The 23833-nt window shown below is 61.8% G+C and carries 24 protein-coding genes and 2 tRNA genes; 14 read left to right on the plus strand and 12 right to left on the minus strand.

What is annotated here, in order from left to right; all coding sequences use genetic code 11:
* A complete protein-coding gene (locus tag FJV77_RS17620) occupies window positions 1-351 on the plus strand; it encodes a cupin domain-containing protein (protein ID WP_142868044.1) in 351 nt (116 codons plus the stop codon).
* Window positions 352-533: 182 nt separating this feature from the next.
* Here the strand turns inward: FJV77_RS17620 and FJV77_RS17625 are convergent, their stop codons facing one another.
* Together FJV77_RS17625 and FJV77_RS17630 are read right to left on the minus strand one after the other, a co-directional pair.
* Window positions 534-1781, minus strand: coding sequence for a cytochrome P450 (locus tag FJV77_RS17625; RefSeq protein ID WP_142868045.1), 1248 nt, complete (start codon window positions 1779-1781; stop codon window positions 534-536).
* A 107-nt stretch (window positions 1782-1888) separates the two neighbouring features.
* Window positions 1889-2479 carry a hypothetical protein gene (locus tag FJV77_RS17630; RefSeq protein ID WP_142868046.1) on the minus strand — a complete coding sequence of 197 codons (591 nt, stop codon included), beginning with the start codon at window positions 2477-2479 and terminating at the stop codon, window positions 1889-1891.
* 316 nt (window positions 2480-2795) lie between these two features.
* Here FJV77_RS17630 and clpP point away from each other — a divergent pair, with 316 nt between their 5' ends.
* Together clpP and clpX are read left to right on the plus strand one after the other, a co-directional pair.
* Window positions 2796-3425: an ATP-dependent Clp endopeptidase proteolytic subunit ClpP gene (clpP, locus tag FJV77_RS17635; RefSeq protein WP_142868047.1), complete on the plus strand. Its 630-nt coding sequence runs from the start codon at window positions 2796-2798 to the stop codon at window positions 3423-3425.
* Window positions 3426-3719: 294 nt separating this feature from the next.
* Window positions 3720-4994 carry an ATP-dependent Clp protease ATP-binding subunit ClpX gene (gene clpX / locus FJV77_RS17640; RefSeq protein WP_023682305.1) on the plus strand — a complete coding sequence of 425 codons (1275 nt, stop codon included), beginning with the start codon at window positions 3720-3722 and terminating at the stop codon, window positions 4992-4994.
* A gap of 123 nt (window positions 4995-5117) precedes the next feature.
* Here the strand turns inward: clpX and FJV77_RS17645 are convergent, their stop codons facing one another.
* On the minus strand, window positions 5118-5345 hold the full coding sequence (locus FJV77_RS17645) for a hypothetical protein (protein ID WP_142868048.1): 228 nt from the start codon (window positions 5343-5345) through the stop codon (window positions 5118-5120).
* Between the two features lie 221 nt (window positions 5346-5566).
* On the opposite strand from FJV77_RS17645, the gene FJV77_RS17650 reads away from it, so the two are divergent.
* From FJV77_RS17650 to FJV77_RS17660, 3 genes are all read left to right on the plus strand, one after another.
* On the plus strand, window positions 5567-6010 hold the full coding sequence (locus FJV77_RS17650; RefSeq protein ID WP_142868049.1) for a hypothetical protein: 444 nt from the start codon (window positions 5567-5569) through the stop codon (window positions 6008-6010).
* Between the two features lie 248 nt (window positions 6011-6258).
* Window positions 6259-8670 carry an endopeptidase La gene (gene lon, locus FJV77_RS17655; protein ID WP_142868050.1) on the plus strand — a complete coding sequence of 804 codons (2412 nt, stop codon included), beginning with the start codon at window positions 6259-6261 and terminating at the stop codon, window positions 8668-8670.
* Between the two features lie 198 nt (window positions 8671-8868).
* On the plus strand, window positions 8869-9141 hold the full coding sequence (locus FJV77_RS17660; RefSeq protein ID WP_112392385.1) for an HU family DNA-binding protein: 273 nt from the start codon (window positions 8869-8871) through the stop codon (window positions 9139-9141).
* 108 nt (window positions 9142-9249) lie between these two features.
* On the opposite strand, the gene FJV77_RS17665 is transcribed toward FJV77_RS17660, so the two are convergent.
* A complete protein-coding gene (locus FJV77_RS17665) occupies window positions 9250-10272 on the minus strand; it encodes an aldo/keto reductase (RefSeq protein WP_142868157.1) in 1023 nt (340 codons plus the stop codon).
* A 176-nt stretch (window positions 10273-10448) separates the two neighbouring features.
* On the opposite strand from FJV77_RS17665, the gene FJV77_RS17670 reads away from it, so the two are divergent.
* The 3 genes from FJV77_RS17670 to FJV77_RS17680 all read left to right on the plus strand — a co-directional run bounded on the left by FJV77_RS17670 (window position 10449) and on the right by FJV77_RS17680 (window position 12316).
* Window positions 10449-11015, plus strand: a complete 567-nt coding sequence (locus FJV77_RS17670; RefSeq protein WP_142868051.1) for an SIS domain-containing protein — start codon at window positions 10449-10451, stop codon at window positions 11013-11015.
* Between the two features lie 5 nt (window positions 11016-11020).
* The gene (locus FJV77_RS17675) at window positions 11021-11764 is read left to right on the plus strand and encodes a creatininase family protein (protein ID WP_142868052.1); all 744 of its coding nucleotides are present in this window, start codon (window positions 11021-11023) and stop codon (window positions 11762-11764) included.
* A 69-nt stretch (window positions 11765-11833) separates the two neighbouring features.
* The gene (locus tag FJV77_RS17680; RefSeq protein WP_142868053.1) at window positions 11834-12316 is read left to right on the plus strand and encodes a hypothetical protein; all 483 of its coding nucleotides are present in this window, start codon (window positions 11834-11836) and stop codon (window positions 12314-12316) included.
* 31 nt (window positions 12317-12347) lie between these two features.
* Here the strand turns inward: FJV77_RS17680 and FJV77_RS17685 are convergent, their stop codons facing one another.
* The 3 genes from FJV77_RS17685 to FJV77_RS17695 all read right to left on the minus strand — a co-directional run bounded on the left by FJV77_RS17685 (window position 12348) and on the right by FJV77_RS17695 (window position 16146).
* Window positions 12348-13265: a carbohydrate ABC transporter permease gene (locus tag FJV77_RS17685; RefSeq protein WP_142868054.1), complete on the minus strand. Its 918-nt coding sequence runs from the start codon at window positions 13263-13265 to the stop codon at window positions 12348-12350.
* A 9-nt stretch (window positions 13266-13274) separates the two neighbouring features.
* The gene (locus FJV77_RS17690) at window positions 13275-14390 is read right to left on the minus strand and encodes a sugar ABC transporter permease (RefSeq protein ID WP_142868055.1); all 1116 of its coding nucleotides are present in this window, start codon (window positions 14388-14390) and stop codon (window positions 13275-13277) included.
* 91 nt (window positions 14391-14481) lie between these two features.
* A complete protein-coding gene (locus FJV77_RS17695) occupies window positions 14482-16146 on the minus strand; it encodes a sugar ABC transporter substrate-binding protein (RefSeq protein WP_142868056.1) in 1665 nt (554 codons plus the stop codon).
* Between the two features lie 271 nt (window positions 16147-16417).
* Here FJV77_RS17695 and ugpC point away from each other — a divergent pair, with 271 nt between their 5' ends.
* From ugpC to rbsK, 3 genes are read left to right on the plus strand one after another with little or no spacing between them, the layout of a single operon-like run.
* Window positions 16418-17476: a sn-glycerol-3-phosphate ABC transporter ATP-binding protein UgpC gene (ugpC, locus tag FJV77_RS17700; protein WP_142868057.1), complete on the plus strand. Its 1059-nt coding sequence runs from the start codon at window positions 16418-16420 to the stop codon at window positions 17474-17476.
* Window positions 17477-17519: 43 nt separating this feature from the next.
* Window positions 17520-17972: an RbsD/FucU family protein gene (locus FJV77_RS17705; protein WP_142868058.1), complete on the plus strand. Its 453-nt coding sequence runs from the start codon at window positions 17520-17522 to the stop codon at window positions 17970-17972.
* Between the two features lie 4 nt (window positions 17973-17976).
* Complete coding sequence (gene rbsK, locus FJV77_RS17710; protein WP_142868059.1) at window positions 17977-18906, plus strand: ribokinase; 930 nt, start codon at window positions 17977-17979, stop codon at window positions 18904-18906.
* 26 nt (window positions 18907-18932) lie between these two features.
* Here the strand turns inward: rbsK and FJV77_RS17715 are convergent, their stop codons facing one another.
* Window positions 18933-19316 (minus strand): hypothetical protein, encoded by a 384-nt coding sequence (locus FJV77_RS17715; protein WP_142868060.1) that lies wholly within the window; start codon window positions 19314-19316, stop codon window positions 18933-18935.
* A 652-nt stretch (window positions 19317-19968) separates the two neighbouring features.
* A tRNA-Asp gene (locus tag FJV77_RS17725) sits at window positions 19969-20045 on the minus strand.
* Between the two features lie 218 nt (window positions 20046-20263).
* Between FJV77_RS17725 and FJV77_RS17730 the strand changes: the two genes are divergently transcribed.
* Window positions 20264-20339, plus strand: a tRNA-Val gene (locus FJV77_RS17730).
* 123 nt (window positions 20340-20462) lie between these two features.
* On the opposite strand, the gene FJV77_RS17735 is transcribed toward FJV77_RS17730, so the two are convergent.
* Window positions 20463-21008, minus strand: a complete 546-nt coding sequence (locus FJV77_RS17735) for a hypothetical protein (protein WP_348643827.1) — start codon at window positions 21006-21008, stop codon at window positions 20463-20465.
* A gap of 195 nt (window positions 21009-21203) precedes the next feature.
* Between FJV77_RS17735 and FJV77_RS17740 the strand changes: the two genes are divergently transcribed.
* Window positions 21204-22025, plus strand: a complete 822-nt coding sequence (locus FJV77_RS17740) for a M15 family metallopeptidase (protein ID WP_185970360.1) — start codon at window positions 21204-21206, stop codon at window positions 22023-22025.
* Here FJV77_RS17740 and FJV77_RS17745 read toward each other — a convergent pair whose 3' ends face one another.
* Both FJV77_RS17745 and FJV77_RS17750 read right to left on the minus strand, forming a co-directional pair.
* On the minus strand, window positions 22026-22796 hold the full coding sequence (locus tag FJV77_RS17745) for an SDR family oxidoreductase (protein ID WP_142868063.1): 771 nt from the start codon (window positions 22794-22796) through the stop codon (window positions 22026-22028).
* Between the two features lie 13 nt (window positions 22797-22809).
* The gene (locus FJV77_RS17750) at window positions 22810-23805 is read right to left on the minus strand and encodes an ABC transporter permease (RefSeq protein ID WP_142868064.1); all 996 of its coding nucleotides are present in this window, start codon (window positions 23803-23805) and stop codon (window positions 22810-22812) included.
* Window positions 23806-23833: the final 28 nt, after the last annotated feature.

The following is a 23833-nucleotide window of genomic DNA, read 5'->3' on the forward strand; positions in this document are numbered from 1 at the left end:
ATGGCTGAACCGAAATTCGTGTCCATCGGCCTCGACAGTGTCGACGCCGAACATGGCGCCCCGGCGCCGGATCGCCTGATTGCGGGCGATCCGAAATTCCGTACCTGGAATGTCGAGGAGCGTGATGGCGGCCTCTACGCCGGCATCTGGGAAGCGACGCCCGGCAAATGGCGCATCGTCTATGACGAGTGGGAGTTCTGCCACATCCTGTCCGGCGTTTCGGTGGTTGCCGAGGACGGTGGCGAGGCGCGCACGGTGCGCGCCGGCGACAGTTTCGTGCTCAGGCCGGGCTTCAAGGGCACCTGGGAAGTGCTTGAAACGACTCGCAAGGAGTATGTGCTCAAGCTCTGAAGGAACTGGTTTGGCGGTCAAGCAGGCCGACCGCCATTGGCAAAGGCCATGCTGTTTTGCCACTGTATGTTGTCGGTTTGCTGTTGGGCGGACGCGGTTGCGATGCAGGCGCACAGCAAGGCGAGGGCGAATGCTATCGCCCGGGTCGAAAACAGTCTCATTTTAGCACCCCGGCCCTCGCGTCAGAACCCGACGGCGAGCCTTTCCAGCCCATGGAAGTGGTAAGTGTCGCGGAAGCGCGGCTCCTCCGCAAGATGGAGTTGCGGCTGCCGCTCGAACAGGGTTTTCAGCGACACCTGCAATTCCAGCCGAGCCAACGGCGCGCCGATGCAAAAATGGATGCCGGCGCCGAACGAGACGTTTTTCTGGTCGGCGCGGCCGGGCCGGAAGACCTCGGATTCGGCAAAGGCAAGCGGGTCGTGATTGGCCATGCCGAGCAGCAGGCCGATAGTCTCGCCCGGTTGTACGATAACCCCTGATGTCGCCTCGATCTCATGATAGGCATAGCGGGTGAACATGTGCAGCGGCGCGTCGAAGCGCAGGCATTCCTCGACGGTGGCCGCGGTAGCCTCCGGCGAGGTGAAGAAGCGGCCGGGGTCGCCGCCTTGTGCCAGCAGCGTGCGCACGGCATTGCCGGTCTGGTGGACCGTCGCCTCGTGACCGGCATTGAGCAACAGGATGGCGGACGAGACCAGCTCATCCTCGGAGAGTTTCTGGCCATCTTGCTGCGCCGCGATCAGCAGCGACAACAAATCGTCGCCGGGCTTTTTGCGCCGCTCGGCGACGTAGCCGCGCAAAAAGTCGGAAAAATCGTGCGCGGCGCGATTGGCCGTTTCCTCTGTCTCGCGGGTGCGGCCATGCATGTACATGGCGACCATCTGGTGCGACCAGTCGAGCAGTTGCGGCCCCATCTCGACCGGCACGCCGAGCATTTCGGCAATGATGGTGATCGGCAAGGGCGCGGCGAAAGACGGCAGCAGGTCGACCTGGCCCGGCTCGAACCGGTCGATCAGCTCATTGGCCAGTGCTTCGACGCGCGGCCGCAGCCGCTCGACCTGCCGCGAGACGAAGGCGCGGTTGACCAGGGTCCGCAGCCTGGTGTGCACCGGCGGCTCCAGCTCCAGCATCGAATTCACCTCGATGCCGTCGAAGGCGGCGAGATGCGAGCGATCCTCGCCGATGCCGCGGCTGTCGGGAATGCCGGCCGGATTCTGGCGGCCGAAACGGCGGTCGCGCAGCAGCCGGTTGACGTCGTCGAAGCCGCCAAAACACCAGAAGCCGAATTCTTCCCAGAAAAAGGCGTTCGATCGGCCATGCAGGAAGGCATAGGCATCGTAAGGGTTCTGGAAAAACGCCGGCTCGTGCGGGTCGAGCCGCAGGCGGCGCGCGGCTGAATCAAAGGAGAGGTAGGGCGGCATGGATTTGGTCATGCCAGACCATTAGCGCGGCTTGCCAGCTTGGTGCCAGACCGTATGTTGGCTGCCGACGGGCCTATAGATTGAACCAACCGAGACGGCCCTCGACGACGTGCCGAACTCTAATCCTGGCAGTGCCTCGCAATATGCACGCGGCGCCAGCTGGTCGAGCCGTCCTGCACCACCACCCGGCGCGCAATCCTCCGGTATGACGGCGCAATCTCGGTGACGTGCCGCCGCTCTGGCCGCACCAGCACTTCATGGGCAGCGCTCTCATATTCGGCCGGCAGCACAACCCGACGGGTGCGTTCTGGTTCAACTACCACCGTTTCGGCGACACGCGCATAGCGGGCCTTGCGCCAGACCTTGCACAGCACCCGGCGTCCGTGGATGACGCGCCATTCCCAGGCATAGCCCCCATCGTCGACCTTGACCGTGTGATAGACGGTGCGGGTGATGGCCGGCACGACCTCATAGGTGACGCGGGGCGGCGCGATCTGCTCGACGCGCTCCATCGTGCCATAGATCGGCGGATCGTAATCAACCAGCTGCCCGCCGGGGCTGACCATGACGTCTTCATAGACGGTGTCATAGAGCGCCGGCCTGTGCACCGGCTCGTAGCATTCGACGGCGCGGCCACCGCCGACCGCTTCGGACACCATGCCGAGACCGGCCAGGCCGGAAATGGCGAGGCAAGCAGTTTTCCTGATCATGGCACTCCCCTGTGTGAACTCGAAAAACGCAGGTTCAACGTTGAATTGTAGGGGATGGTTCTTCTGGGGAAAGCGGTTTCGCCGCATTTCGTTAAGCGATGCGGTTAAGGAATTGCTACACCGAAAGCGCGACCGGCCACATTCGGGCTTCCCCTTGCGCGGAAACCTTGATTCAACTTAACCAGATGGCTAGGAGAAGGCGGCCTTGCGCTAGGGTGAGCCGGCATCCTATTTACATCCTAACCGTCCAGAACCGATTCTGCCCGATTGCTAATGTTTCCGGCGCCGGAATCCCCATCTCCAAAAGGGATAGTCCATGAAGAACCCCGTCGAAACCTACATGAACCTCGTTCCGATGGTGGTCGAGCAGACCAATCGCGGCGAGCGGGCTTACGACATTTTCTCGCGCCTCTTGAAGGAGCGCATCATTTTCATCACCGGCCCGGTCGAAGACGGCATGGCCACGCTGGTTTGTGCACAGCTTTTGTTCCTCGAGGCCGAGAACCCGAAGAAAGAAATCAACCTCTACATCAACTCGCCGGGTGGCGTGGTGACCTCGGGCATGGCGATCTACGACACCATGCAGTTCATCAAGCCGGCGGTGTCGACGCTGTGCATCGGCCAGGCGGCTTCGATGGGCTCGCTGCTTCTGACCGCCGGCCAGAAGGATATGCGTTTTGCCACGCCGAACGCCCGCATCATGGTTCACCAGCCTTCCGGCGGCTTCCAGGGCCAGGCTTCCGACATCGAGCGCCACGCCCAGGACATCATCAAGCTGAAGCGCCGCCTCAACGAGGTCTATGTCAAGCACACCGGCAAGAGCTACGAAGAGATCGAAAAGACGCTTGACCGCGACCATTTCATGACCGCCGACGAAGCCAGGGATTTCGGCCTCATCGACAAGGTCATTTCGTCGCGCGAGCCGGTCGAAGGCGCTGCCGCATAAGGCTGCATGGCAGTTGAATGGCGGGATAACGCGCTTTTGCTGGAATTTGCGGCATTTCGGCCACAATTGGCTGTTCCCTCGGCGGATGGGATTGCCTACGTTAATGCTATGTTGATTTTCGACGGCTTAGCTTTGTGCGGGGTTGGCGCGAATCATTGCTACGTTTTCTGATTTGTGTTTCGTACGGATTGCGTTGCGGGAGCCGGGACACTGGCGGCGGCGAATTCCCGCGATAGATAGAATATGCGCCGTTTCAGCCAGACGATCGGCGGGCGGCGATGAAAGGACAGGAAAATGAGCAAGGTCGGCAACAACAGCGGTGATTCCAAGAACACGCTTTATTGCTCGTTTTGCGGCAAAAGCCAGCACGAGGTGCGCAAGCTGATCGCCGGCCCGACGGTGTTCATCTGCGACGAGTGCGTCGAGCTCTGCATGGACATCATCCGCGAGGAGAACAAAACCTCGATGGTGAAGTCGCGCGAGGGCGTGCCGACCCCGCAGGAGATCCTCAAGGTCCTCGACGACTATGTCATCGGCCAGCCCTACGCCAAGCGCGTGCTGTCGGTGGCCGTGCACAACCACTACAAGCGCCTGGCGCATGCCGGCAAGAACAACGATGTCGAACTGGCGAAGTCCAACATCTTGCTGATCGGCCCGACCGGCTGCGGCAAGACGCTGCTGGCCCAGACCCTGGCCCGTATCATCGACGTGCCCTTCACCATGGCCGACGCCACGACCCTGACCGAAGCCGGTTATGTCGGTGAGGACGTCGAAAACATCATCCTGAAACTCTTGCAGTCGGCGGACTACAATGTCGAGCGCGCCCAGCGCGGCATCGTCTACATCGACGAAATCGACAAGATTTCGCGGAAGTCCGACAACCCCTCGATCACCCGCGACGTGTCGGGCGAGGGCGTGCAGCAGGCGCTGTTGAAGATCATGGAAGGCACGGTCGCCTCCGTGCCGCCGCAGGGCGGCAGGAAGCATCCGCAGCAGGAATTCCTGCAGGTCGACACCGCCAACATCCTGTTCATCTGCGGCGGTGCCTTCGCCGGGCTGGACAAGATCATCTCGGATCGCGGCCGGAAGACTTCGATCGGCTTCGGCGCCATCGTCGCTTCGCCCGAGGATCGCCGCACCGGTGACGTGTTCCGCCTGGTCGAGCCCGAGGATCTCCTGAAGTTCGGCCTCATTCCCGAGTTTGTCGGCCGTCTGCCGGTCCTGGCGACGCTTGAGGACCTCGACGAGCCGGCGCTGATCCAGATCCTGACCGAGCCGAAGAACGCCCTGGTCAAGCAGTATCAGCGGCTGTTCGAGATGGAGAGTGTCGACCTGACCTTCCACGAGAATGCGCTGTCGGCGATCGCCAAGCGCGCCATCGAGCGCAAGACAGGCGCCCGCGGCCTGCGCTCGATCATGGAAGCGATCCTGCTCGACACCATGTTCGAACTCCCCGCGCTGGAAGGCGTGCGCGAAGTGGTGATTTCGGAAGAAGTGGTGACCGGCAGCGCCCGGCCGCTCTACATCTATTCCGAACAGAAGGAAAAGAAGGGCAACGTCAGCGCGTAAGCTGTTGACGATCAAAGCCTTTGATCTTGAACGGCGCCTGCGGGCGCCGTTTCCTTTTGCGGATTGAAAAGGCGCCGGGGCTGCAACGTTAGGTCGCATTTGAAGCAAGAACTTTGTCGGATGTTATCCTGATGCCGCTAGGCTTTTGGCGGCATGGGGTGGCGAATGGCAGTCGTCGACGTTGAGCCGGTTGCGGCCGACCGAACAGTAATGCTCGATATAAAGCAGATCTGGGCCGAAGCCGAAGCGCGGGCCGGTTCGCTCGATGACATGGCTTTGCGCGCCGCCTCCTATCACGAACTCTACACGAGCGGCGGCCGCAGCTTTCCCTTTGCGTTGATCGCCGCGCATGGCGCCTTGTGGGCGCGCTGGTACCTTAAGATCGCCGACGCCGCGGCGAGGGTGCTCTCGGTGATCGATGTCACCACCTCCTTGTCCCGCGCCGAATGCATCGCCTCCTACGACAGGTTCGTCGACAAGTTCCGCGACATCAATCGCGTGGTGTTCAGGGAGACCTGGGTGACGCTGCATTTGCTGCGGCTCGATCCCGACCTCCGCATCTGGCCGGTCGTATGCCGGGGCCGCTGCGGCACGCGATCGCCAATGCCGAGAAACAGGCCATGGCAGGCGTGCAACCGAACGACGACGACAAGCGCCGCCTCTACCAGGATTATTTCAGGTGGGAGCAGGTCGTGGTCGTCGGGCCCTTGGTTCAGGCCGCTATCGACGAGTTTCACTGGGAGCTGGCGCGATGGTTCTGCCGCCGTCCCTGGGTGTGGTTCTCCTATTTCCGGGTTGGCAAGGCACTGGTGTTCCGGGATTTCACGGATGCCGAGGAACGCACGGAAAAAGGTTTGGCGGCTTTCGATTGGGCAGCGCGCAAGGGCTGGGACAAGATCGAGGCCAACCTTCTGAGCAATCCGCTTTTTCCGAAGTCGGCTCAGGCTCCCGTCTTTGGTGGACAAATCCAGCCTTCAGCGGCCGAATTTTCGCCCGACGCCGCAACGCTGCCTTGATGTTGCGCCTCTCTAGCTGTTGTGGGCTGGCCGCCTTGCCGCGATCCGGCCGCAATAGCCGAGGAACTGCCGGTGTTAACCCTTGATCTTTGCCCCTCGTGCATCCAACTAACACTGGAAGGCCGTGGTGCCGAATTCTGTGCTGTAAAACTCCCGTCACAAACGGTGGTAGGCGGAACGACCCACGGTCGTTAATATGAGATTCGCGGTTGGCTAAAATAAGCGGCCGCGACATGAAAGGTTGGACAATGGCCAAAATATCCAAGGCTCCCAGCGACGGCGTCTTCGCAGTCCTCCCACTGCGCGACATCGTGGTGTTCCCGCACATGATCGTTCCGCTCTTTGTGGGGCGTGAAAAATCGATCAAGGCGCTGGAAGAGGTTATGGGTCAGGAAAAGCAGATCCTGCTTGCCACCCAGATGAATGCCGCCGATGACGATCCCGAGCCCGATGCGATTTTCGACATCGGCACGCTCGCCAATGTGCTGCAATTGCTGAAGCTGCCCGACGGCACCGTCAAGGTGCTGGTGGAAGGCGCTTCGCGTGCCAAAATCGTCTCGTTCACCGACCGTCCGGACTTCCACGAAGCCCGCGCCGCCGCGCTGGTCGAGCCGGAGGAGGAAGAGGTCGAGGTCGAGGCGCTCGCCCGTTCGGTCGTCACCGACTTCGAAAACTACGTCAAGCTGAACAAGAAGATCTCGCCCGAAGTGGTGGGCGCCGCCAGCCAGATCGACGACTATTCCAAGCTCGCCGATACGGTTGCGTCGCACCTCGCCATCAAGATCCCTGAAAAGCAGGAGATGCTGGCCACGCTTTCCGTTAAGGAACGGCTGGAAAAGGCCATGGGCTTCATGGAAGCCGAAATCTCCGTCCTGCAGGTGGAGAAGCGCATCCGCTCGCGCGTCAAGCGCCAGATGGAGAAGACGCAGCGCGAATACTACCTCAACGAGCAGATGAAGGCGATCCAGAAGGAGCTCGGCGAAGGCGAGGACGGCCGCGACGAGGCCGCCGAGATCGAGGCGCGCATCAAGAAGACCAAGCTTTCCAAGGAGGCCCGCGAAAAGGCGGAAGCCGAACTGAAGAAGCTGCGGACGATGTCGCCGATGTCGGCTGAATCGACCGTCGTGCGCAACTATCTCGACTGGATCCTGTCGATCCCGTGGGGCAAGAACTCCAAGGTCAAGCAGGACCTGGCGTTCGCGCAGAACGTGCTCGATACCGATCATTTCGGGCTCGACAAGGTCAAGGACCGCATCGTCGAGTATCTCGCCGTGCAAAGCCGCCAGAAGAAGCTGAAGGGGCCGATCCTGTGCCTCGTCGGCCCTCCCGGCGTCGGCAAGACCTCGCTCGGCAAGTCGATCGCCAAGGCGACCGGCCGCGAGTTCATCCGCATGGCGCTCGGCGGCGTACGTGACGAGGCGGAGATCCGTGGTCACCGCCGCACCTATATCGGTTCGATGCCCGGTAAGGTCATCCAGTCGATGAAGAAGGCCAAGAGGTCCAACCCGCTCTTCCTGCTCGACGAGATCGACAAGATGGGCCAGGACTTCCGCGGTGATCCGTCATCGGCCTTGCTCGAGGTGCTCGATCCCGAGCAGAACTCGACGTTCATGGACCATTACCTCGAGGTCGAATACGACCTGTCGAGCGTGATGTTCGTGACGACGGCGAACACGCTGAACATCCCTGCGCCCTTGATGGACCGCATGGAGATCATCCGTATCGCCGGCTACACCGAAGACGAGAAGATCGAGATCGCCAAGCGTCACCTGATGCCCAAGGTGGTTCGCGACCACGCGCTGCAGCCGAAGGAATTTTCGGTCAGCGAGGACGCGATCCGCGGCATCATCCAGACCTATACCCGTGAAGCGGGTGTCAGAAGCCTGGAGCGCGAGCTGATGAAGCTCGGGCGCAAGGCGGTGACCGAGATCCTGAAGACCAAGAAGAAGACGGTGAGCATCACGGCGGCGAACCTCGCCGACTACCTCGGTGTTCAGCGCTTCCGCTTCGGTCAGGTCGAGGCTGACGATCAGGTCGGTGTCGTCACCGGTCTTGCCTGGACGGAAGTCGGCGGCGAGCTGCTGACGGTCGAAGGCGTCATGATGCCCGGCAAGGGCCGTATGACGGTGACCGGCAATTTGCGCGACGTGATGAAGGAATCGATTTCGGCGGCGGCCTCTTATGTCCGCTCAAGAGCTGTCGATTTCGGCATCGAGCCGCCGCTGTTCGACAAGCGCGATATCCACGTGCACTTGCCGGAGGGTGCCACGCCGAAGGACGGACCGTCCGCAGGTGCCGCCATGGCGACAGCCATTGTGTCGATACTGACGGGTATTCCGGTTCGGGCCGATGTGGCGATGACTGGCGAGATAACGCTTCGCGGCCGCATCTTGCCGATCGGCGGCCTCAAGGAAAAGCTGCTTGCCGCACTGCGCGGCGGCATCAAGAAGGTGCTGATCCCGGAAGACAACGCCAAGGATCTGGCGGAGATTCCGGACAACGTGAAGAACGGCATGGAGATCATTCCGGTCTCACGCGTCGGCGAGGTTCTGAGGCACGCGCTGGTGCGCATGCCGGAGCCGATCGAGTGGGTCGAGCCGGTCAATCCGCCGGCCACGACCGACAGCGCCGACGATGCTGGAAAGTCGCTTGCACATTAGAAAATACTAAAGGTGCAGTGCACAAAGAGAGAGCCGGGCCTTGAGCCCGGCTTTTTCATGTGAAAAACCCACCTTTTCCGGGCTTTTTCGAACTTTTTCCGCGCTTTTCGACTTGGTTGCGAGAACGCTTCTTTCTAAAGTCCGTTTCCTGCCGGATGAGTCGAAGAGTTCCGGTTTTTCTCATGGAAGGGAATTTTTATGAACAAGAACGAACTGGTTTCCGCTGTCGCTGAATCCGCTAGCATTTCGAAGGGTGACGCACAGTCGGCGGTCGATGCGGTGTTCTCCGTCATCACTGGCGAACTGAAGAAGGGCGGCGATGTACGGCTCGTCGGCTTCGGAAATTTCACCGTATCCAAGCGTGCGGCGTCGACTGGCCGCAATCCGCAGACCGGCGCGGAAGTGAAGATTCCGGCGCGTACCGTGCCGAAGTTCTCGGCCGGCAAAGGCCTCAAGGACGCGGTCAACTAAGACCATTTTTTCTTTTCAGAGAATCTTGAAAAGCCGGGTTCGCCCGGCTTTTCTTTTGCCTCGATGGCAACGCGACGCGGCAGGCCGTCAGCCCGCTGAGGCGAGCCTTCAGCCCACCGGCGCGTCGGCCCTCATCAGGCCTTCCCGCTTGAGATCGACCCAAAGTGCCGCGGGCAGCTTGGCGTCAAGCAGTGCGCGGTTGCTTTCAACCTCGGCCGGCCGCTGGCCGCCGGGGATGACCGACACCACGGACGGGTGCAGATGCGGGAACTGCAGCGCTGCCTCGATCAGCCTGATGCCGTGGCGCTTGCAGACGGCTTCGATGCGCCCGACGCGATCCATGATGTCCTGAGGCGCCTCGGAGTAATTGTAATAGGCGCCTGGCTTCGGCCCGGTCGCCAGTATGCCGGAATTGTAGGGGCCACCGAGCACGATGCCGATGCCGCGCTTCTCACAGAGCGGCAGGAAGGTGGCAAGCGCTTCCTGCTCCAGCAGCGTGTAGCGCCCGGCCAGCAGGAACAGGTCGAAATCGCCGCGCTCGGCCAGCGTTTGGCAAACCTCCCATTCGTTGATGCCGCCGCCGAACGCCTTGATCACACCCTGGTCGCGCAGCGCCAGCAGGCCGTAATAGCCCGAGGCCATGAACTCCTCGATGCGCTGGTCGGACGCTTCCTTGCTGCCATGGGTGAAGATGTCGAGGTCATGGACGAAAAGGATGTCGATGCGGTCGACGCCGAGCCGTTCCAGCGATGCCTCGAACGAGCGCATGACGCCGTCATAGCTGTAGTCGTAGATTTCGCGGCGCGTCGGCGTGTCGAAGAACTTGCCGATGGCGGTGCGCTCTTCCGGCGGGCAGACACGCAGCAGGCGGCCGACCTTGCTCGACAGCACATAGTCATCGCGCTTCCTGCCGCGCAGGAAGGCATTGAGCCGGGTTTCGGCGAGACCTAAGCCATAGAGCGGCGCGGTGTCGTAGTAGCGGCAGCCGGTCGCCCAGGCCGCCTCCAGCGTCGCATTGGCATCCGCATCGGGGACGGCGCGGTAGAGGTTGCCGAGCGGCGCGCTGCCGAAGCCAAGTTCGGTGAAGTCGATGCCGCCATTGCCGATGCGGTCGAAATGCCGTGTCTTCATGTCGCTTGAGATTTCCTGGATTGATTTGTCTGACATGACACTATCACGCCGGTGGCGCAGCAAAAGCCGCGGCGGCTGTTGGACACGCATTTTCGCGGTGATAGCATGAACAAAAACAAGCCTTTCCCCGCAAATTCGCAACCGGAAATCCCGGCCACAACCTTGGCGGAACCCTGATGACGAATGCCGGCTCGGATATGTTCGCGACCGCCCTGCAAGAGCTGGGCGCCGTGCTGGCGCGCATCGACGAAGCCGGCATCGACACTGCTTGCGCAACGCTCGCACGCGCGCAGAAGATCGTCGTCTATGGCTGCGGCCGCGAGGCCTTGCAGCTCAAAGGCCTCGCCATGCGGCTCTATCACCTTGGGCTCGACGTGTCGGTGGTCGGCGACATGAACACGCCACCTCTTGGCCCGGGCGATGTGTTCCTGGTCAGTTCAGGCCCGGGCGAGACCACGACGGTGCTTACCCTGATGCAGGTTGCCCGACAGGCAGGCGCGACAGTGCTGCTGCTCACTGCCGAGGCTGGCGGCAGTGCGGCGGCTCTTGCAGACTACACCCTGCTTATCCCGGCGCAGACCATGGCGCGCGACCAAGGGCCGCAAAAGACATCGCTGCTGCCGATGGGCTCGGTCTTCGAAGGCGCACTGTTCCTGCTGTTCGAGGTGATGGTGCTGAAGCTCAAGGGGCTGACCGGCCAGTCGTCGGAGGCCATGCGCGCCCGCCACACCAACATGGAGTAGGCGCGATGCGCTACGAATTGATGCTGCCGCACCAGATCCGCAAGGCGATCGCCGAGAACTGGCCGGTCGCCCTCCCGCTTGGCGTGCTCGAATATCACGGCGAACACATGGCCGTCGGCATGGACACGCTGGCCGTTATCAAGACGCTGGAGCTCTACGAAAAGGGGAGCGACATCGTCATCCTGCCGCCTTTCTATTACGGCGCGGCGAGCTATGCGGTGGCAGCGCCCGAAGGCAGCGGCTCGGTGCAGGTCGGCGGCAATCAGCTGGCGCCGTTCGGCGAAGAGCTGTTCTACAGCCTGCTGCGCGTCGGCTTTCGCAACATCCACGCCATCATCCACCACCAGACCGAGAATTTCGCGGCGGGGATGCCGACCGATCTCGCCTTCAAGACCGCCGGCCGCCAGGCGATCTTCCGCTTCCTCGAGAAGCAGCGCGGCGAGGGCTGGTGGGGCGCGAACGAGATGGCCGACTATTATGCCGGGCACGCCGCGGGAGAAAATTTCTTCAACTGGGTGCAGGTGCATCCGCTGATGTCGGCCGCCATGAACGGCAAGTACCCGTTCGACCATGCCGGCATCGGCGAGACCTCCCTGATGCTGGCGCTGTGCCCGGAAGCAGTCGATGCCGGACATTTCGCAGACAACACAAGCTGGTACACGGCAAGCGCGCCGGAGGCGTCCGCCGAACTCGGGCAAAAGGGTGTCGCCATGATCCTCGATCACCTGCGCGCCATTTTGAAGCCCTGATCATCGGCCGCCTTTTGGACGTTACGGCTTTTTCACCTTCCGCCGCCATCGTCGGCTTGGAGGCTTGGCATGGACGAGATCAGCAGGGACGGGCGGTTGCGGCACGACATTCCGATGCATGTCGCCACGCGCCTCTTTCTCGGACTTGCCGGCCTGTTCTGCATTGTCATGCCGACATGGGAGCTCTATCGCGGCGTCTGGCCGTTGAGCGTCGCCAGCCCGTTCTTTCTCTTCATTATTTTCGGCGCCTATGCCGTCGGCATCCCGTTTGTATATGCGGCCATCTTCAGCCCGGCGGTGCGCTGGATCGTCCGCCGCGGGCGCATCGACATCGTGCTGCGCAACCCGATCTTTCTGCGCCGGCATCATGTGCTGCCGGAAGACATAGCCGACTTCAGCCTGAGGAAAATCGAGTGGGACAGTGGAGGTCCGACCTACACGGTCGTCCTGACGACGGTGAAGGGCGAACGGTTTGAGACGCGCGACTTCAGCACCGCCAAGACCGCGGAGAAGTTCCGCGACCGGATAAAATCGGTGCTCATGGGGGCATAAGCGGCCTTGCCGCGCTGCCCTGTATTGGATCCTACTTTATCGCCCCAGCCGTCATGCCCATGATAAGATACCGCTCCAGCGCAATTCCGATCACCGCCAGCGGCGCGATCGCGGCGGTGGCGAGCGCCGCCATCGACCACCAGTTAATGCCTTGTGAGCCGGTCTGGCTGGCCACCATGACCGGAATGGTCTTGGCATCGGTCGAGGTCAGCAGCGCGGCGAAAAAGTACTCGTTCCAGCACAGCACCATTGCCAGGATGAAGGCGGCGACCATGCCGGGGAGCGCAATCGGCATGACTATGCGGAAAAAGGCGCCCCAGATCGACAGCCCATCGACCAAGGCGGCCTCCTCGAGCTCGACGGGGATCGAGTTGAACTGGTCGCGCATGATCCAGATGACGATCGGCAGCACCATCAGCGTGTAGAGCAGGATCAGCCCGATGCGGGTGTCGAGCAGGCCGACTTCGCGGTAGAGCACCAGGAAGGGCAGGGCCAGCACCACCGGCGGCAGTATCAGCTGCGACAGGAAGAAGAACGAGATGTCCTCGTTCTTAAACCAGGCGAACTGGTAGCGATAGCGGGTCAGCCCGTAGGCGGCGAGGCTGCCGATGACGATCGCAAGGCTCGATGCACCGACCGAGGTGATGACCGAATTCATGAAGCGCTTGAAGAATTCCTCGCGCACCGTCGAGGTCTGGAAGATCGAATCCGGCGACAGGCCGAGCGAGCGCCAGCCCTTCCAGTCCGGTTGGAAGTCGACAAAGGGGATGAGGTGGCCCTGGGTGACGTCGACGGCCGTCTTGAACGAGGTGGTGATCGTCCAGTAGATCGGGAACAGGCAGATGAAGGCCCAGAACGCCAACGCGCCATAAATGAACGCGCGATTGGCCAAAAAGCCCACCGGCGATCGGATTTCGGAAGCGACATAGTCGGTGGTCTGGACGCTCATGCTTCCCCGTCAGTTCACGTTGCGCACGAAGCGGTTGGCGAATTTCAACAGCCAGGTCACGAACACGACGATGATGACGAGATAGGCCATCGCCAGCATGGTGCCGTAGCCGACATTCGAACGGTCGCGGTATTCGCGGTAGATGAAGCTCGAGACCGAGTCCGTGGCACCGCCGGGGCCGCCGGAGGTGACGGTGATGATAATGTCGGCAAGCTTCAGCTTGAAGATGATGCGCAGGATCACCGCCGTCACCGATACCGGCAGCATCAGCGGGAAGGTGACCTGCCAGAAGGTTTGCCAGGTCGTGGCGCCATCGACGCGTGCCGCTTCCAGCACGTCGCGAGACATCGCCTGCAGGCCGGCCAGCAGCATGATCATCATGAACGGGATGAAGGTCCAGGCGTCGAGCACCATAATCGAGATGCGGGCGGTGATCGGGTTGGAGAAGAAGGCGGGGTTTTCCCAGCCGAGATGACGCGCCAGCGTCGCCGCCGGCCCGAAGCGGTACTCCATCAGCGATTTGCCGATCATCCACGACACCGCCACCGGCGACAGCATCAGCGGCATCAGGAAGACGACGCGGAAGAATTTGCGCGCCCGGATCTGCGCGTTGAGCAGCAGCGCCAGGCCGAAGGCGATGACGTACTCGACCAGCACGGCGAGCACATAGAGCACCATGTTGAACAGCGCATTGCGGTAGTAGGGGTCAGCCAGCATCTGCCAGAAATTGTCGAGCCCGTTGAACTTGCGGCCGGCGAAGGACGACAAGTTCCAGTCGGTCAGCGCGATGTAGAAGCCGAACAGGGTCGGGAAGATCACCATGGCGATGGTGAACAAAAGCGCGGGCAGCAGGAACAGCGCGCGCTGGCCGTCCTCGCCGCGCGTCAGCACCTGGCCGACGCCAAGCGCCACGCCCCACAGAATGTAGGCGTAGACGATGGGGCGCCAGGTCTCGAAACCGAGCGTGGTGACTTCGCTCTTGTAGAGGATCTGCAGCGCGATCACCGCCAGCAGGCCAAGCGTGGCTAGCGCCATCACGGCAAAGCCAAGCTGCTTGCGGCTTGGCGAGATCAGATCGGCTGGACCGGCGTTTGCCGGCCATGCATTGGTGGTCTGGTCAGCCACGCGTCCCGTCCGTTCAAAACTATGCCTGCGACCGGCCCGAGCCGGTTAGGTCCGGCGGCTTTGCGCCGCCGGCCCATTTCACGATAACAGTCTACATGCCGAGCGAGGCCTTGTAGAGCTTGATCTGGTTTTCGCGGCCGATCTGGTCGGTCAGCTTTTCCCAGGCCGCGGCAATGGCGTCAGCGCCTTCCTGCGCCTTCATTTTGCCGGCGAATGTGTTGGCCAGAATGTCCTCGGCAGCGGAATAGTACTGGAAGATGCCGGGGATGCGCGGCTCGATCGCCGCGTTCGGATGGTTGTAGCTGTCGGCTTCCGACTTGAGATACGAGGTGATGAACGCCTCGTCGTAGCCTGCCGCCACCCATTCCGGAATGTCGAAATGCGAGTTGCGGTAGGGCTGGAAGCCCGACGGATACATCGCCGTCCAGATCGACAGGTCCTTGCCGCCGAGATGGGCGGCGGCCGACCATGCCGCCTTCTTCTTCTTTTCGTCGCCATCGACGCGGGCCATGACATAGACGCCCCAGCCGAGATAGGCGCAGTTCGGCGCATAGTTCGGGCCGCTGGCGAGCTTGTCCCAGGCGCCGGTCTTGGAATTGTAGACATCGTCGGATCCCGGCAGGATCGAGAAGCCGGTGACGTCGCCGACGACCGAGCTATCGTTGGTCTTGACGTTGGAGCCGACGTCACCCCACCAGGTGACCATCGAGCCGGTGCCGGCCAGGAACTGCTGGAAGGCGGTGGTATTCGGATCGGCATTGATCTGGTCGGCCGGTTCCGAAGGCAATGCGTCGATGACGTCCTGGATGGCGCGCACCCAGGCCGGATTGTTGACGCGCGGCTTCATTGTGTCGGCATCGAACAGCCAGGCCTTGTCGTCTGGATGCTTGGCATAGGCGGTGGCGCGGCTGCCGAGGAAGTAGAAGCCGAAACCACCCCAGGCCTTGGGCGCATCGAGATAGCCAAACACGTCCTGGCCGTTGAACTGCTTGCCCTTGAGGAATTTTGTGACGGCCTGTACTTCCTGCCAGGTCTTCGGCACGCCCCATTCGGTGGTCGCGCCGCCATCCTTCCACGCCTTGGCGAGGTCGGCATCGGCAAACACGTCGGTGCGGTAGTTGAAGTTATGCGCATCGCCGTCGACGGTGACACGATACTGCTTGCCGTCCCAGGTGCCGACCGGCGGCTGCAGATAGGCAACGACATCCTTCATGTCGATCTGCTCTTTGACCCAGTCCGGCATTTCGGAGGTCAGGCCCTTGCCGCAGACATCGCCTTCGAAGGGCGCGCCCATCTCGATGATGTCGAAGTCGACGGTGCCGGTGGCAATCGACTGCTGCAGGCGGGCGTTGTAATCAGCCTGCGCCAGATCGATCCAGCTGATCTTGGCGCCGGTATAGGCCTCCCACGGCTTCAGGAAGCCGCGGAACAAAACATTGTGAAGGTTCTGGTTGTTGAGGCCCATGAAGGTGAGCTCGACGCCGGCGAATTCGCCTTCCTTGACGTTGGCCTTGGTAGCTTCCAGGCAGAGTTCGCCGACCTTCTGGAAGTCGGAATCCGTCGGCTGGCCTTTGCCGACGCCGGGGATCTGCAGGATTTTGGAGCGCAGCTCGCTGGCGGCGGCAGCCGGGCGCGTGAAAGCGCCGAGCCCGGCGCCGGAAGCGGCGGCGATCGCGGCCATCGAGGCCGCACCTTTGAGTATGTCACGCCGGGTCGCACCCGCGCGGACGAGTTTTTCGTACAGACCGACTCTCATCTATTCCTCCCAGAACACAGTCGTGAATTGAAATACCAATCCTCGGACGCCGAAACGCCTGCGGTTCTCCTATATCATACGGGGACGTGGGACCCCACCCTGCGTCGCCTGAAGCTCCGATTTTCGGGAAAAAATCCGACTGTCGGATTGGCACTCGCCACTATTCGCGTAATCGATTACCTTGTCAACACGAATGACTTTTTATCTATAAGATACTGACTTGCCCTTGCCGTTGGCAATGGCTAGCTTCACCGCGAGGAAAGGGGGGACGATGGCTCAAGTCGCGATCACCAATGTGGCCAAGGCGTTCGGAACCGTCAAGGTCCTGCACGATGTCAGTGTCGATATCGCCGACGGGCAGTTCGTGGTGCTGGTCGGCCCGTCGGGGTGCGGCAAGTCCACGCTGCTCAGGATGGTGGCGGGGCTGGAAACCATATCCGGCGGAACGATCGCCATCGGCGACCGTGTCGTCAACCATCTGCCGCCGGCTAAGCGCGATATCGCAATGGTGTTTCAGAACTACGCGCTCTATCCGCACAAGACCGTCGAGCAGAACATGGCCTTTGCGCTCAAGCTGCGCAAAACCGACCCGGCCGTGGTGGCCGAACGGGTCAAGCGTGCGGCCGACATCCTCGACCTCAATCCCTATTTGAAACGCTATCCGCGCCAGCTCTCCGGCGGCCAGCGCCAGCGCGTCGCCATGGGCCGCGCCATCGTGCGCAACCCGCAAGTGTTCCTGTTCGACGAACCGCTCTCCAATCTCGATGCCAAGTTGCGGGTGCAGATGCGCACCGAGATCAAGGAACTGCACCAGCGGCTGAAGACCACCACCATCTACGTCACCCACGACCAGATCGAGGCCATGACCATGGCCGACAAGATCGTCGTCATGCGCGATGGCCGCATCGAACAGGTCGGCGCGCCGCTGGAATTGTTCGACCGGCCGGCCAATCTGTTTGTCGCAGGCTTCATCGGCTCGCCGTCGATGAACCTGCTCAAGGGCGTGGTGAGGAAGGGCGACAAGCCTGTGGTCGAGATTGCCGGCACGCCGTTCCCGATTGCCGCCAACAGTAAGGTCGTGGAAGGGCGCAGTGTCGTCTACGGCGTGCGGCCCGAGCATCTCGAAATCCACCCCGACGGCGTGCCGGCGAAGATTTCGGTGGTCGAGCCGACCGGCTCCGAAACGCTGGTCTTCCTGCGCTTCGGCGAGGGCGAGATGGTGGCGCTGTTTCGCGAACGCCACGACTTCAAACCGGGCGACACGCTGCACCTGAAGCCGCGGCTTGACCAGGTGCATCTCTTCGACGCCGAGACCGGCAACCGGCTCTGATTTCCAATCGACTTTTGACCAAACCTGTTTGACGAGGACTGCCATGCTCAAAGGGATCAACCCGTTGCTGAACGCCGATGTGCTCCAGGCGCTCAGGGCGATGGGCCACGGCGACGACCTGATCATCGCCGACACCAATTTCCCCGCCGATTCGGTGGCGCGCCAGACCGTGCTCGGCAAATTGTTGCGCATCGATGCGCCCGCGGCCGATGTGGTCAAGGCGGTGCTGTCGCTCTATCCTCTCGACACTTTCGTCGACGATGCGGCCGCCCGCATGGAGATCGTCGGCAAACCCAACGAAATTCCTCCGGTGCAAAAAGAGGTGCAGAAGCAAATCGACAAGGCCGAGGGCAAGGCCTGGCCGATGATTTCGGTCGAGCGCTACGCCTTCTACGAACGCGCCAAAAAGGCCTATTGCGTCATCCAGACGGGCGAGCGCCGCTTCTATGGCTGTTTTGCCTTCCGCAAGGGCGTCGTGCCGCCGGATGCGGAGTAGCACAATGGCGTCCGGCAAGCCTGTCGTCATACTGGGCGTCTTCGTCGCCGACACCGCCTATCGCGCCGATCGTCAGCCGCGCATGGGCGAGACCATTCTTGGCAATTCCTTCAAACTGGGGCCGGGCGGCAAGGGCTCGAACCAGGCGGTAGCAGCCGGCAAGCTCGGCGCCGACATCACCTTCCTGACCCGGCTTGGCGTTGATGCTTTCGCCGACATGGCCAAGGCGACCTGGAAAGATGCCGGCGTGAAATCCGCCGTCATCGACACGCCGCAGAGCTATACCGGTGCGGCCTACATCTTCATCGAGGAGACGACCGGCAACAACGCCATCATCGTCAGTCCAGGTGCTGCGATGCTGATCTCGCCTGACGACATCGAGGCCAATGCCGGCCTGATCGGTTCGTCCGGCGTCTTCGTCACCCAGCTCGAGCAGCCGATCGATGCAGCACTGCGCGCACTCGAGATCGCGCGCGGGGCAGGGGTGACCACCATTCTCAATCCGGCGCCGGCGGCAAAACTGCCGGACCGCATCTACACGCTTTGCGACTACGTCACCCCCAACGAAACCGAGGCCGAGGAACTGACCGGCATCAAGGTCGCCTCCATCGACGACGCCCGCCGCGCCGCCGACAACCTGCTTAAAAAGGGCGTCGGCTCGGTCATCATCACGCTCGGCGAAAAAGGCGCGCTGCTGCATACGGCAAACCGTTCCGATCATGTCCCCGTGGTCAGCGCCGGCCCTGTGGTCGAAACCACAGGTGCGGGCGATGCCTTCAATGGCGGACTGGCCGCAGCGCTCGCCAAAGGCGTGGAGCCGCTGCAAGCGGTGCGCTTCGCCTGCGCCGTCGCCGGCATTTCGGTAACGCGACCGGGCACCGCGCCGTCGATGCCGACGCTGCTGGAGGTCGAGGCGCTGCTGGCGAAAGTTTGATCTCGACCGCGTCCCATTATGGGGCCTTACCAGTCTGGATCGTCGTCGAGCCAATAGGCATGAAGGCAACCGAATTGGCGCGGCATGCCAAGGCGCCGTTTGGCGTCAAAAGCCATCTCCGAATGAGTCCACTGTGAATTGGTCTCTGTCACATTGGGCACGATTGTGTACTCATCCGCGATCAACCGCAGCCTCATTTCCTCGAAGTGCCGTTTGAAACCATTCTCGATTCGGCTTTGCACGTAGCGCCGTCCGTGCATGCATTCCTGGCTCAGGATGCCGGAATACATCTGGGCGCTGATCGTTCTCAGTGCGTCTTCGGAGATCTGCTTGTTGGTGTCCTTGGACCAGCATCTGCCTTCCGACGCCACCAGCGTCGCTGCCAACAAGCCTGCCAAAAAACGCGCCACCTTGGTCCCTTCCCGACCAGGGTGGCATATTAGCCACAGATAATGTTAATCGGCAATCCGGTCTTGCGCCATTGGCATAGATGTCCGGTAATGGGTCACCGTGTCTGGCACCGCAATTGCACTGTCAGCAACGCCGGGGGCATCCATCGCTCCTGGCAAGCCGGGGGGCGATTGGGGCCCGCTGCTTCTCAAAATGAAGCGGCGGGCTCTTAGGTGCCGATTTGAAGCCGCCTGAATCGCCGAAACATTGGGGTGCTGGGCTACCATGTATTTTCCGCAATTTCTCGTGGGCATGTTCGCAACGTCGTTAGTCGTTGCGATCTGGGCCGACATGGCAACTGGCTCCGTCTGGAAGGCGCTCGGCTGGGCTGTTCTTGCAATGGCAATTCTCCAGCTTGGATACATCGGCCTCGTCGTCCGTCTGATCTACAGGCGGGAAACATCGGAAGGCGTAGAGGGAGTCGAGGGAAATGGTGCGAGCGGGGCTCGAGTTCGCGACCTCCGGCGTGACAAGCCGGCACTCTGAGCTACACCGGGCGCTGCCATTGATCGCTGCAAGGCGATCAATCTGAACTAACGCATCCAAGGAGACATTTTTGACATCAACGTCGACATTTCTCCGGCACCAAGGATCGTGACCCTTGAAGAGAAATGGCGCGAGTGACGGGGCTCGAACCCGCGACCTCCGGCGTGACAGGCCGGCACTCTAACCAACTGAGCTACACCCGCGCATGGACGAGCACGTGTCAGCCGTGTTCGTCGTTGGGGCGGTGGATAAGGGGTTCGCCACCGGGTGTCAAGCGCACCTCGACAGCATAACAGCAAACAGGAGAAGGTTTTTTGACAGGCGGCACTTTGTCCGGGAAAACCGCTATGCGGCTAAGCTCGCGCCTGCTCATTTGGCCTTGCGAAGCCAGTCCCGACCGCTTAAAGGTCCGCCCCGGAGCGGGCGATTAGCTCAGTTGGTAGAGCGCTTCGTTTACACCGAAGATGTCGGCGGTTCGAGCCCGTCATCGCCCACCATATCCCGCACGCCGGCCCATGCCTCGATGTCCATTGCCTTCATGTTCGCAACTCAGCTGCGTATGACCGATAGCGAGGACGCGGCCACAATCGGCCGCGCCCGACTTGCTGCCGGTGTGCTAGCTACTGCCTGATGTAGCAGGTCTTCTTCGCCCGGGGAGCGGGATCCTCGTCGAATGCGTCGTTGCCGCAGCGCACGCCGTTCCTGAACACGCCTTGCGTGAACTGACCGCGCGCGCCGTATCTCACCAGTCTGCGGCCACGGAAATCGCAGTACTGATTCTCCCTGGCGCAGGCCACCCACCTGCCGCGGCCCTGGCCGTAGTCGTCGTCACCGTAATTGTCGTCGTCATTGTCGCCATAATCGTTACCGCCGCCGCGCCTAACGATGTAGCAGGCCTTGTCGCGGCCGGGCGCGGGATCGCCAAAGACGCGATTCGAGCAGGGCACGGCGGGGCGGTCGAAAAAGCGGGAGGTGGTCTGGCCGCGCGCGCCGTAGACCACTTCGGCTGGATAGGGCAGGCGGCAGATGCCGCCCTCGTCAGCGCATCGCTGCATGCGCTGGGCCGACGCGGTGGCCGGGAAAAGAACAGAAGCGGCCGAAACAAGGCCAACCAGGCAAATGAATGTGAGCGCCATCCGAATCAGGGCGTTGGAGGTTTTTGACACGATTTGTCTCCCTTATGATTCACGCGAGCTATCCTATAGCAACCTGGCTAAATGCACGATGAATGAAAGCCATCGCAAGGCAGGCACCATGACGGGGGCGAGATCCAGACATGGGGCAGGGAGCTGCTGCCCATTTGGATTTGATAAGGGTCTTCGGTAGCAATGTCGCACTGGGCTCTTGGGGAGAGACAAGAAATGATCGACCATTCAGGGCGCTGGCTGTTGCCGCTGGCAATCTTGCTGGCAATCTGCGGCGCTGGGCGTTTCGCCTATGCGACGGATGCCGGCGATGGCGTCGACCAGCCGGCGGCTAAAGCGGCCCTGCTCAAGGCCTATCCCGGACTTTTCACCATCAAGGGCAATGTTTTGACCTGGACCGACGGCACCACGATGGTGTGGGACGACGGCAAGGCGCGCGACGCCGAGGCGCTGCTGGAGAGCCCCGACATCGAAGACATGTTTCGCTACGTCTATCCGACGGCAGCGGCGGGTGCGCTGGTCCCGGCGGACGATTTCGATCCCGGCCGTATCCGCAACGAAGCCTTCTTCGAGAAGCTCTACGGCAAAAGTGCCGCGGAAGTGGGAAAGCACATCGCCAACGTCAAATGGCTGCCGAAACTTGCCAAGAAAACCGTGCAGGTCACCAGGGTTTTCGGCATCAACGACCGGCTGGGCAAGGTCTCCGATGCGCTGGAGGCGATGCCAGCGGAGCTGAGCCGTTACGGGCTCAAGCCCGGTGGCGGCTTTGTCTGGCGGCCTATCGCCGGCACAAACCGGCTGAGCGTCCACTCTTTCGGCGCAGCCTTCGATATCAATGTAGGTTTCTCCGACTATTGGTATAACAACAGAAACAAACCCGACCCGAACGCGCACATTCCATTCAAGAACCGGATTCCTCTGGAAATCGTGGAATTGTTTGAGAAAAACGGCTTCATCTGGGGCGGGCGCTGGTATCATTATGACACCATGCATTTCGAGTACCGGCCCGAATTGTTGCTTTACAAGAAACCCGGCTGATCACGGCGGCAGCAGCCGGAAATCCTTGCCTTCGGGCAAAAGCTGGCCGCCGTCGACGACAATGGTGGTGCCGGTGATGTAGCTGGCGTCGTCGGAGGCCAGGAACAGGAAGGCGTTGGCGACGTCGCGCGGGCTACCGAGGCGTCCCAACGGGATGGAATCCTCCATGTTCTTGATGTAGGCGGCACCGCGATGCAGCTCGATCGCTTCGGTCAGGATGTTGCCCGGCTCGACGCCGTTGACGGTGATGCCGTAGCCGGAAAATTCCAGCGCCGCCGAGCGGATGAAGCCGTTGATGCCAGCCTTGCTCGCGGCATAGTGGCCGTGACCGGGGCTGGTGACGTGCGGGCCGGTGATCGACGAGGTGTAGAGCATGCGCCCGTAACCTTGCGCCTTCATCGGCGCCAGTGCCGCCAGCGTGGCGTTGAAGGTGCCGCGCAGATTGACCGCCATGACCCGGTCCCAGTCGTCCGGGCTGGTGTTTTCGATGAGCTGCCAGGGATAGATGCCGGCATTCTGCACAACGATGTCGAGGCGACTGTGAAGGCGGAGCGCCAGTGCCACCGCAGCCTCGGCGTCGGCCATCTGCGAGATGTCGGTACGGATGAAGGCAGCGCCGAGCTCGTCCGCGGTCGCTTGGCCTGCCTCGACCTCGCTGTCAGCCAGGATCAGCCGCGCGCCTTCCTCGGCAAAGCGCTGCGCAATGCCTTTGCCGATGCCGCGCGCGCTGCCGATGATCAGCGCGACCTTGTCTTGCAGCCGTCCGCTCATGCGAGCCGTCCTTTCACGCCAGTCTTTGGCGAATGGTTTGCTTGAAGGCGTCGAGCAGCACGGCGGCGAGCACCAGCAGGCCGTGGATCACCTGGGTAAAATTGGCCGGCAGGCCCATCAGGTTGATCGCTGTGTTGATCGAGGACAGCAAAAGCACGCCGGCATAGACACCGGGCAGTGTGCCGACGCCGCCTTTCAGGCTGACGCCGCCGATGACGACGGCGGCAAAGGCGTTGAACAACAGCCCGGTGCCGAGATTGGCGGTGGCGCCGGAGGTACGGATGGCGAGCAGCCAGCCGGCCAGCCCGGCAATGGCGCCGGCAAGCACGAAGGCGATGACCAGATTGCGGTTGACGCGGATGCCGGCACGGAAGGTCGCGGTCTCGTTGCCGCCGATCATCACCAGGTGGCGGCCGAACGGCGTCTTGGCCATGATCAATGAGAAGAGAACAAAACAGGCGACGGCGATCCAGGCGGTCAGCGGCAGGCCGGCCAGGCGCTGGATGCCGAACCATCGGATGGCCGGCGCCAGATCCTGCGCCGAGCGGCCGCCGGAGATGACCAGCACAAGGCCGCGCACCCAGATGTAGGATGCCAGCGTGATGATGAAGGCGCTCATCTTCACCTTGACCACGAGATAACCGTTGAAAGCGCCGATGATGCCGCCGACGACCAGTGCAATGAGCAGCGAAACCGGAACCATCAGCCATTGCGGACTGAGCTGTATGCCCATGCCGATGCCCGACGAGCAGAACAGGATGCCGACCGTCATGGCGCTGAGCGCCGCCACCGATTCCACCGACAGGTCCATGTGGCCGGCAATGATGACAAGCGACAGGCCGATCGACATCACGCCGAGCACGCTTGAGGCCTCGATGATGTTGGCGAATATGCCGAGCTGGAAATAGTTCGGGACGAAGATGGAAAAGACGATCAACACAAAGACCAGCATGAACCAGACGAGGTTGTCGAGGACGAACTCCAGGGCTTTGCGGGTGCGCGGGTTCATGGGCTGATCCGGTTGGCGCCCCCGCGAA

It is taken from the genome of Mesorhizobium sp. WSM4306 (assembly GCF_007003975.1).
Classification (GTDB): Bacteria; Pseudomonadota; Alphaproteobacteria; order Rhizobiales; family Rhizobiaceae; genus Mesorhizobium.

What these genes read in the sequence shown, in the direction of transcription:
- FJV77_RS17620 (WP_142868044.1), top strand. Translation starts at nt 1, where the DNA reads ATGGCTGAACCGAAATTCGTGTCCATCGGCCTCGACAGTGTCGACGCC.
- FJV77_RS17625 (WP_142868045.1), bottom strand. Translation starts at nt 1,781, where the DNA reads ATGACCAAATCCATGCCGCCCTACCTCTCCTTTGATTCAGCCGCGCGC.
- FJV77_RS17630 (WP_142868046.1), bottom strand. Translation starts at nt 2,479, where the DNA reads ATGATCAGGAAAACTGCTTGCCTCGCCATTTCCGGCCTGGCCGGTCTC.
- clpP (WP_142868047.1), top strand. Translation starts at nt 2,796, where the DNA reads ATGAAGAACCCCGTCGAAACCTACATGAACCTCGTTCCGATGGTGGTC.
- clpX (WP_023682305.1), top strand. Translation starts at nt 3,720, where the DNA reads ATGAGCAAGGTCGGCAACAACAGCGGTGATTCCAAGAACACGCTTTAT.
- FJV77_RS17645 (WP_142868048.1), bottom strand. Translation starts at nt 5,345, where the DNA reads ATGCGCGGCGATCAACGCAAAGGGAAAGCTGCGGCCGCCGCTCGTGTA.
- FJV77_RS17650 (WP_142868049.1), top strand. Translation starts at nt 5,567, where the DNA reads ATGCCGGGGCCGCTGCGGCACGCGATCGCCAATGCCGAGAAACAGGCC.
- lon (WP_142868050.1), top strand. Translation starts at nt 6,259, where the DNA reads ATGGCCAAAATATCCAAGGCTCCCAGCGACGGCGTCTTCGCAGTCCTC.
- FJV77_RS17660 (WP_112392385.1), top strand. Translation starts at nt 8,869, where the DNA reads ATGAACAAGAACGAACTGGTTTCCGCTGTCGCTGAATCCGCTAGCATT.
- FJV77_RS17665 (WP_142868157.1), bottom strand. Translation starts at nt 10,272, where the DNA reads ATGAAGACACGGCATTTCGACCGCATCGGCAATGGCGGCATCGACTTC.
- FJV77_RS17670 (WP_142868051.1), top strand. Translation starts at nt 10,449, where the DNA reads ATGACGAATGCCGGCTCGGATATGTTCGCGACCGCCCTGCAAGAGCTG.
- FJV77_RS17675 (WP_142868052.1), top strand. Translation starts at nt 11,021, where the DNA reads ATGCGCTACGAATTGATGCTGCCGCACCAGATCCGCAAGGCGATCGCC.
- FJV77_RS17680 (WP_142868053.1), top strand. Translation starts at nt 11,834, where the DNA reads ATGGACGAGATCAGCAGGGACGGGCGGTTGCGGCACGACATTCCGATG.
- FJV77_RS17685 (WP_142868054.1), bottom strand. Translation starts at nt 13,265, where the DNA reads ATGAGCGTCCAGACCACCGACTATGTCGCTTCCGAAATCCGATCGCCG.
- FJV77_RS17695 (WP_142868056.1), bottom strand. Translation starts at nt 16,146, where the DNA reads ATGAGAGTCGGTCTGTACGAAAAACTCGTCCGCGCGGGTGCGACCCGG.
- ugpC (WP_142868057.1), top strand. Translation starts at nt 16,418, where the DNA reads ATGGCTCAAGTCGCGATCACCAATGTGGCCAAGGCGTTCGGAACCGTC.
- FJV77_RS17705 (WP_142868058.1), top strand. Translation starts at nt 17,520, where the DNA reads ATGCTCAAAGGGATCAACCCGTTGCTGAACGCCGATGTGCTCCAGGCG.
- rbsK (WP_142868059.1), top strand. Translation starts at nt 17,977, where the DNA reads ATGGCGTCCGGCAAGCCTGTCGTCATACTGGGCGTCTTCGTCGCCGAC.
- FJV77_RS17740 (WP_185970360.1), top strand. Translation starts at nt 21,204, where the DNA reads ATGATCGACCATTCAGGGCGCTGGCTGTTGCCGCTGGCAATCTTGCTG.
- FJV77_RS17745 (WP_142868063.1), bottom strand. Translation starts at nt 22,796, where the DNA reads ATGAGCGGACGGCTGCAAGACAAGGTCGCGCTGATCATCGGCAGCGCG.
- FJV77_RS17750 (WP_142868064.1), bottom strand. Translation starts at nt 23,805, where the DNA reads ATGAACCCGCGCACCCGCAAAGCCCTGGAGTTCGTCCTCGACAACCTC.